The organism is Pluralibacter sp. (assembly GCF_019237635.1).
GTDB lineage: Bacteria > Pseudomonadota > Gammaproteobacteria > Enterobacterales > Enterobacteriaceae > Enterobacter_B.
This window is the reverse complement of the sequence record NZ_JAFAGS010000150.1, coordinates 1-7,281: the sequence shown is the minus strand read 5'-3', so window position 1 is coordinate 7,281 and position 7,281 is coordinate 1. Positions and strand designations below refer to the sequence as shown.

Below are 7,281 nucleotides of genomic sequence, written 5' to 3'. Positions count from 1 at the left end.
CACGTGATGGTGGCTGTCGATATGGGTCGGTTCGCGGCCAAACAGGTCGACAAAGCGGTGATACTGGCAGTCCAGTTCGCGGGCGATTTCCTCCAGCGGCAGCGTATTTTCCTCCGCCATCTGCCAAATCCACTTGCCGAGCTTGCCCTCGCGGGTCAGTCCCGGCATGGCGGAAAGCGGTATGCCCAGGGTGAGGACAAAGTGCATCCCCACCGCCAGCGTCGGCAAACCGCGGCTCAGTTGCGCAGCGTGGTCAATCCTTGCTCCGTTGACCAGCGCCGTTGTCGAGGTTACAAGTCCGTTCTTACAGGCTTCCACAATCCCGTAGTTTTGGCCTTTGCTCAGGCCAAAGTCATCGGCATTGACGATTAACACACGTTCCATCTGCAACTCCTGTTACTGCTTGAGTTTTTCCACGGTGGCGGCAAAGTTCGGCAGCCACTTCTCGTGCGCCAGGATAAGCTCACGCGCCAGCACTTCGGCATCGCGGTCGGAGTGAATCAGCGGGCTCAGGTTCAGCGCCAGCAGGACATCATTGAACTCGCCGCTGATGGCCGCGTGGCTCGCCGCGATTTCAAAGCCTTTAATGGTATGGATAAGCCCCAGCACTTTATCATCAAAATGCGTCAGACGCGGATGCGGTTTCGCCCCCTCCCGCCCCAGCAGGCAGGTCATCTCTACCGCCCAGTCGGCCGGGATGTTGTCGATATGCCCGTGATGCGGCACGTTAACGTAATGCTCGGTCTGCTTATCGTTGTAGATAGCGTTAATCACCTCGCAGGCGGCATCGGAGTAGTACGCCCCGCCGCGCTGTTCCAGCTCTTTCGGCTTCACGTTCAGGTCCGGGTTTTTATACAGATCGAACAGCTGTTTTTCGACCTTCTGCACCACCTGGGCGCGCGCGCCGCCCTTGTAGTATTCGCCCATTTCGATAGCCAACATCTCTTTTTGCTTGAAGTAGTACAGCAGATACGAGCACGGCAGCAGGTTCAGCGAGCGGATAAGCCCTTCGCTAAACGGCAGGTCGAAGATGTTTTTCACGCTGTTGGCGGTTAGCGTACCGGAGGCCACGCCGTCCAGCAGTTCGGCAAAACGGGATTCGCCGTTGACCAGCACATCACGGATAAACACCATGTGGTTGAGGCCGAACAGGTCGATAGACAGCGAGTCCTGTGCCGTCAGCTTCAGCACGTCGGTGATGAACATCTTCATGCCGACCGGAATATTGCACACGCCGATGAAGCGCTTAAAACCGGTGTGACGGTACACCGCTTCGGTGACCATACCGGCCGGGTTGGTGAAGTTAATCACCCACGCGTTCGGGCAAATTTCCTGGACATCGTTGATGATGTCGAAAATGACCGGAATGGTGCGCAGCCCTTTGAACAGGCCGCCCGCGCCGTTGGTCTCCTGACCGAGATAGCCGTGGCTTAACGGAATGCGCTCGTCTTTTTCACGGGCCTTCAACTGGCCCACGCGCAGCTGGGTGGTGACAAAGTCGGCGCCCTGCAACGCGTCGCGACGGTTCAGGGTTTTAAAGACCTTCATCGGTACGCCCGCTTTTTCCACCATCCGCACGCAAAGGGCGTGAATGATATCCAGTTTTTCCTGGCCCGCTTCCACGTCAACCAGCCACAGCTCCGTTACCGGCAGTTCATGGTAACGCTTGATAAAGCCTTCGAGTAATTCCGGGGTATAGCTGCTGCCGCCGCCAATCGTAACGACTTTTAATTTCTGGCTCATAATGTTCTCCCTTGGGGCTCCACAAACGATGTGTGGGTGCCTCTCCACGTACGCGTGGATAGCTAAATGTAATTCGGTGCGTACGGTCTGGCCGTACGGAGTTAATTAATACTGGTGAGCTGTTTGCGATAATTGCTTGGCGTAAATGAGGTCAGCTTTTTAAAGGTCTTAATAAACAGACTGGGACTGCTGTAACCTGATTCGTAAGCAATATCCGTCACCGAGTAGTTCGTAATTTCCAGTTGCTTCATGGCGAAGTTAATGCGGATATCATTAATAATCTGCATTGGCGTTTTACTGTAAAAACGCTGGGTGGCCCGGGTTAAATATTCCTGCGACTTCCCGGAAAGGTCCACCATGTTTTCCAACGCATTTTCGCCAAACTTATTTTTATCGTGCATCGATTCCACAGTGACTTTTAACCATTGCGGCGTCACATCCTGCACCTGCTCTTCACGGTAATGACGCAGGCGGTTAATGACATAAAACGAGACGACTTCAATAAATTCATCAAATTCGTTTTCACGAAAATTCAGCGATGCAACAACCGATTCGATATAGCTGAGAAAGGTACTTTTGACTGAATAGACCTGTGATGCAACCAACACCCCGGGCAGTAACGGCTGGTAGTGTTTCTCGAAGAAACGCTTACTGATGCCGACGTTGAGGATTCGGGTGGCACCGAACTCATAAAAGCTCTGGTGGTGCGACCCCATCGGGATAAAGACAAAATTCCCGCGCTCCAGCATCACCCGTTTGCCATTAATCTCCTGATAATAGCGCCCGGTCAGTACGAGCGTGAACTCGTAGTAGTCGTGCTGGTGCAACCCGCTGATGCTTTCCGTTTTGTTGTAGATGAAGACATGAAAATCCTTACCGTTAAACAACTGTTGTTCAAGCGCGGTACTGATTTCCGTGGTCGTCATCTTTGGTTGCCTCATCGTGGTATCAGCCTGTTATTGTACCTTCTCGTGAAGCTCAATCAATTCGGCGACCAGCTCACGAGCCAGCATCGAGGTCATAAGGTGATCTTGCGCATGGACCAGCACCAGACTCACCTTCATTTTCCCTTCACCTTCGTCGCTTTCGATAAGCTGCGTCTGGACGCGATGCGCTTCACTCAGCGCGATGCGGGACTGCTCCATGGTGGTTTTCGCGGTCTCGAAGTCGCCCTGTTTGGCCTGCTTCAGCGCGGTATAGGCCAGGCTGCGCGCCTGTCCGGAGTTGATGATTAACCCCATAACCACTTCTTCAAGGTCGTTTTCCTTGACGTCGTCAGCGACGATATTTTCCAGACTGAACATAAGATTTCCTCACTACGCGGGCGGTACGGGAGCGCGTCCCGTACCGCGCTACTGTTAGAATTTCAGTGAATTGGCGATGTCTTCTTCGCTTTCTTCTTGCTCAATGGTGCTCTGCGCTTTGTTCGAAATCACCACAAAAGGCAGGTAAACCACGGTCGCTATCATCAGGTTGAACAGCGCGACGCAGAGTGCTGCGATGCTGCCGTTACTGTTAAAGAAGGCGCCCAGACCGGTCGGCATCGTCCACGGCGCCAGGTTGGTCACCGGGGGGATAATGCCCATCGAGTAAGCGGCCAGGGTGATCGCCGCCAGAATCGGCTGCACCAGAATGAACGGGATGAACATCACCGGGTTCATGATAATCGGCAGACCAAACAGAATCGGCTCGTTAATCTGGAAGATGCCTGACGGCAGCGCCAGTTTCGCCACCTGACGGTGATCCGCACGGCGGGAGGCGATAAAGATGGCGATAATCAGCCCCAGGGTCGCACCGGAACCGCCCAGCAGGATGTAGGAGTCGAGCATCGGTTTCGCCCAGAAGTGGAACTGTTTGCCCGCTGCAATCGCGGCATCGACAGAACCGTACTGGTTGTACAGCGCGATGTTTTCCAGCGCCCACGGCGTCATGATGCCGTTGTCCAGCGCCGTCAGCGCCAGCGAGCCATGCACGCCGAAGAACCACAGCAGGGAGTTGAAGATAACGTACGCCCAGCCCACGACGCTCCCCATTGCCGCCAGCGGCGTGGAGATAGAGTCCATGATTATCTGGTGGAAGTTGGTCTGCCAGTGGGTCAGCATCCAGGAGATAATGCCGAACACGGACAGGATCAGGAAACCGGGAATTAACGCCGAGAAGGAGCGCGATACCGAGGACGGCACGCTATCAGGCAGCGTAATCACCCAGTTGCGGCGCACGACGAACGTGAACAGCTCCGCCACCACCAGGCCGATAAGCATACCGGAAATAATGTTCTGACCGCCCAGCCAGTTTGCACCTACCGCATAGGCTTCGCCCACGCTGTACGGGGTCACGGTCATAAAGGCCGCGACGGACAATAATCCTGCCGCCAGCGGATCCACTTTACGTTCCTCCGCCAACGCCATGCCAATAAAAAAAGGCGCCATCAGTGACATAATGCCCAACGTACCGTTGTACACGTTGCCACCGATGGCTTTAAAACCATTCAGGGTTTCAATGGTTGAGGGGTCTAAACGAACTCCAAGGGAATAGAAGAACGAGCCGTCGCCAAAGCTCAGAAATACGTTGTTGATTAAGACGAACATTGCCCCTGCGAGGGTCAATGGCATCAGCTTAATAAAGCCGTTTTTAATCGCATTAACGTGAGGCTGCTTTCCTATTTTAACAGCAAAAGGAAGGAGTACCTTTTCAAGTGAACTGATAAATCTACTCATAGAAAAATACCCTTAAAGGCCGTAATAAAATATTACGGCGATTGTATGTGAAATAACTCTTTGACGGGAAAATTACAACAAATTATTGCGCTGCTGCTTTCTTAATTGATGCAACGGCGGCTTTAAGTACACCTAAACCATCTACTTTACCATACAGAATGGAGTCAATAACCTCTACCGGCTTATTCGGCAGCAGGCGCTGAATCTCTGGCAACATATAAGCAATTTGTGGGCCGAGTAATACCACATCGGCATTCTGGCCTTTTTCACCGGCCAGCGTTTCCGGGAATGCCTCAATCACCACCGGAACTTCATATTTCTCGGCCTGTGCTCGCATTTTAGATACCAGCAGTGATGTTGACATTCCAGCAGAACAGAACAGATAGATGTGTTTCTTTTCCATATACGCTTCCTCAATTTGTCATTTCTGCCAGCATTTCAGCCTTCAGGACGATCATCCTTTCTACGTATCGCGGTACTGATGCGTATTCACCTTCGTGCTGGGGAACAACCGTAACCATTTGTTACTTTGTGTTTATGGGATGAGTATACGGCATCCCGCTGGAGGTGGATAATTCCTGGTAGACTCAAATTGTCTCTCATTGACCTTCGGTTATGACTACCTTCACACTTTGACGAATAATTCGCGCAATTAAATAAGCGCTGACCATCATAAAAAAACCCGGCGACTGGGCCGGGTCTTCGTAGATATCAGGCAAAGGTGCGGGCTGCTACTTCGCTGCTCGCGGGTCGGTATCGTACTCGGCGCAGGTCTGGTAGCCGGAGTTAATCACCCGTCCGGTTTCGTCTAACGCGACAAAGTAGGTCTCTACTTTACCATCCCGTTGACCGAGGATATAGGTCTGGCAGGTGCCGCGCGCATGGATCATCGTTATTTCGGAGGCCGGTTTACCGGCAATCTGCGCTACCTGCTGACGCGACATCCCTTTCTTCACATCTTTTACCACTGGCTGGGTGAACTGATCTTTTGTCCGATCGTAGGCCGTACACCCTGCCACTAACGTTAATACTGCTGTGATACCTAAAAATCCGGCGACATGCTTGTTCATAACCCATCCTCTTTTTTATTAGCGTGTCATAAGCCTGGAATAAATAGTGCTATTTTTCAACCATACCACGGTTACCCGGCGCAAAAGCGCCGTCATTTGCCGCAGTTAAAACTGTGATCCTTGTCGTTTTATCGCCAAAGAGGTAGTTTTAGCGAATCACTATTATGGGGAGAAGGGTAAATGGCTCTGCAACAAGAGATTATCGCGGCGCTCGGCGTAAAGCCGCAGATTGACGCCGACCAGGAGATTCGCCGCAGCGTAGACTTTTTGAAGTCGTACCTGAGCACGTATCCCTTTATAAAGTCGCTGGTGCTGGGGATTAGCGGCGGTCAGGATTCCACGCTGGCAGGCAAACTGTGCCAGATGGCCATCCGCGAGCTGCGCGACGAAACCGGCGACCAGACGCTGCAGTTTATCGCCGTGCGCTTGCCGTACGGCTTGCAGGCCGACGAACAGGATTGCCAGGACGCCATCAGCTTTATCCAGCCGGACCGCGTCCTCACGGTCAATATTAAAGGCGCAGTGCTGGCAAGCGAGCAGGCGCTGCGTGAGGCCGGGATTGAGCTCAGCGACTTTGTGCGCGGCAACGAAAAAGCCCGTGAACGTATGAAAGCGCAGTACAGCATCGCCGGTATGACCAAAGGCGTGGTGGTGGGAACCGATCACGCGGCAGAAGCGCTGACCGGCTTTTTCACCAAATACGGCGACGGCGGCACCGATATCAACCCGCTGTTCCGCCTGAACAAACGTCAGGGCAAACAGTTGCTGGCGCACCTGGGCTGCCCTGAGCATCTCTACCAGAAGGCGCCGACGGCCGATCTGGAAGACGACCGCCCCTCCCTGCCGGATGAAGCCGCGCTGGGCGTAACCTACGAGAATATTGATGACTATCTTGAAGGGAAAACGCTGGATGCCGGTACAGCGAAAATCATCGAGAACTGGTATCTGAAAACCGAGCACAAGCGTCGCCCGCCGATCACCGTGTTCGACGATTTCTGGAAACGCTAAGCATCACAGCCCTGGCCTGCGCTGTAATGCTTGTCAGTTAAGCTCTGTGGGTCATTCCGTTCACTGTATGGCCGGTCTAATTCTGATAATTCCCATCCTGTGAACGGGACAAAGGGGCCACCACGGCCCCCTTGTCAATCCCCGTGGCCCCGCAGCGAAATCGGTGCTTCGCACTACGCTCACCTCCCGACCATCTGCCCGCGGTCGGCTCCATTCGACGTCCTGTCTCATGTCGCCTCTGGCCGCCTTCCCTGGCGTCCAGACCTTGTCATCCGGTCTCCGGTTCGCCGATTTCAGCGGGGACTCAACACCCGCGCCCCGTTCAGGCGAAGAAGAAGCCGGAGGAGCCGGGATTGTTAAGGGCGCGGCGGCGAGCGCCCTTGACACGTTCACCGCAGAGAAATTGACAGGAAGAGGAGGAGGAAAAGTGAACGGAACGGTTCCACTCTTTTTTCAAAGGGGGTCTTTAAAGCATAATAATGAATAAAAATTCATTATTATGCTTAACTGAGTGGCATTAAGGCTTGCCGGGGTCTATTTCATCATGCCAGCGCGGCTTCCTGCGCCAGTCTGACTTCGGCTTCGGCAATGATAGCTTCCAGTTCGCCGAGCATCTCTTCAAACCCAAACGCCGCTGTGACGGCGGCGTCGGAGGTTTTCTGTGCCGCAACGGCCTTCGGTTGCGCCGTTTTCTTAGGGGGTCTCTTACTCACTGATTTTCCGGCTCCGTGTGAAATGTTACA

At 53.5% G+C, this 7,281-nt stretch carries 9 protein-coding genes; 1 reads left to right on the top strand and 8 read right to left on the bottom strand.

Going from position 1 to position 7,281, the window contains the following annotated elements; genetic code table 11:
* From JO226_RS17505 to osmE, 7 genes are all read right to left on the bottom strand, one after another.
* A partial coding sequence (locus tag JO226_RS17505; protein ID WP_293607036.1) for a ChbG/HpnK family deacetylase occupies window positions 1-384 on the bottom strand: 384 nt, incomplete at its 3' end.
* A 12-nt stretch (window positions 385-396) separates the two neighbouring features.
* A complete protein-coding gene (locus tag JO226_RS17500) occupies window positions 397-1,743 on the bottom strand; it encodes a 6-phospho-beta-glucosidase (RefSeq protein WP_293607035.1) in 1,347 nt (448 codons plus the stop codon).
* A 101-nt stretch (window positions 1,744-1,844) separates the two neighbouring features.
* Window positions 1,845-2,684: a transcriptional regulator ChbR gene (gene chbR / locus JO226_RS17495; protein ID WP_293607034.1), complete on the bottom strand. Its 840-nt coding sequence runs from the start codon at window positions 2,682-2,684 to the stop codon at window positions 1,845-1,847.
* A gap of 15 nt (window positions 2,685-2,699) precedes the next feature.
* Window positions 2,700-3,047 (bottom strand): PTS N,N'-diacetylchitobiose transporter subunit IIA, encoded by a 348-nt coding sequence (gene chbA, locus JO226_RS17490; RefSeq protein WP_293607033.1) that lies wholly within the window; start codon window positions 3,045-3,047, stop codon window positions 2,700-2,702.
* Window positions 3,048-3,101: 54 nt separating this feature from the next.
* Window positions 3,102-4,460, bottom strand: coding sequence for a PTS N,N'-diacetylchitobiose transporter subunit IIC (chbC, locus tag JO226_RS17485; protein WP_293607032.1), 1,359 nt, complete (start codon window positions 4,458-4,460; stop codon window positions 3,102-3,104).
* A gap of 82 nt (window positions 4,461-4,542) precedes the next feature.
* Window positions 4,543-4,863 (bottom strand): PTS N,N'-diacetylchitobiose transporter subunit IIB, encoded by a 321-nt coding sequence (gene chbB, locus JO226_RS17480; protein WP_013366533.1) that lies wholly within the window; start codon window positions 4,861-4,863, stop codon window positions 4,543-4,545.
* A 328-nt stretch (window positions 4,864-5,191) separates the two neighbouring features.
* Window positions 5,192-5,530, bottom strand: a complete 339-nt coding sequence (gene osmE, locus JO226_RS17475; RefSeq protein ID WP_293607031.1) for an osmotically-inducible lipoprotein OsmE — start codon at window positions 5,528-5,530, stop codon at window positions 5,192-5,194.
* Window positions 5,531-5,710: 180 nt separating this feature from the next.
* Between osmE and nadE the strand changes: the two genes are divergently transcribed.
* Window positions 5,711-6,538, top strand: coding sequence for an ammonia-dependent NAD(+) synthetase (gene nadE / locus JO226_RS17470; protein WP_293607030.1), 828 nt, complete (start codon window positions 5,711-5,713; stop codon window positions 6,536-6,538).
* A gap of 542 nt (window positions 6,539-7,080) precedes the next feature.
* Here nadE and JO226_RS17465 read toward each other — a convergent pair.
* Complete coding sequence (locus tag JO226_RS17465) at window positions 7,081-7,251, bottom strand: hypothetical protein (protein ID WP_293607029.1); 171 nt, start codon at window positions 7,249-7,251, stop codon at window positions 7,081-7,083.
* Between the last annotated feature and the right edge of the window lie 30 nt (window positions 7,252-7,281).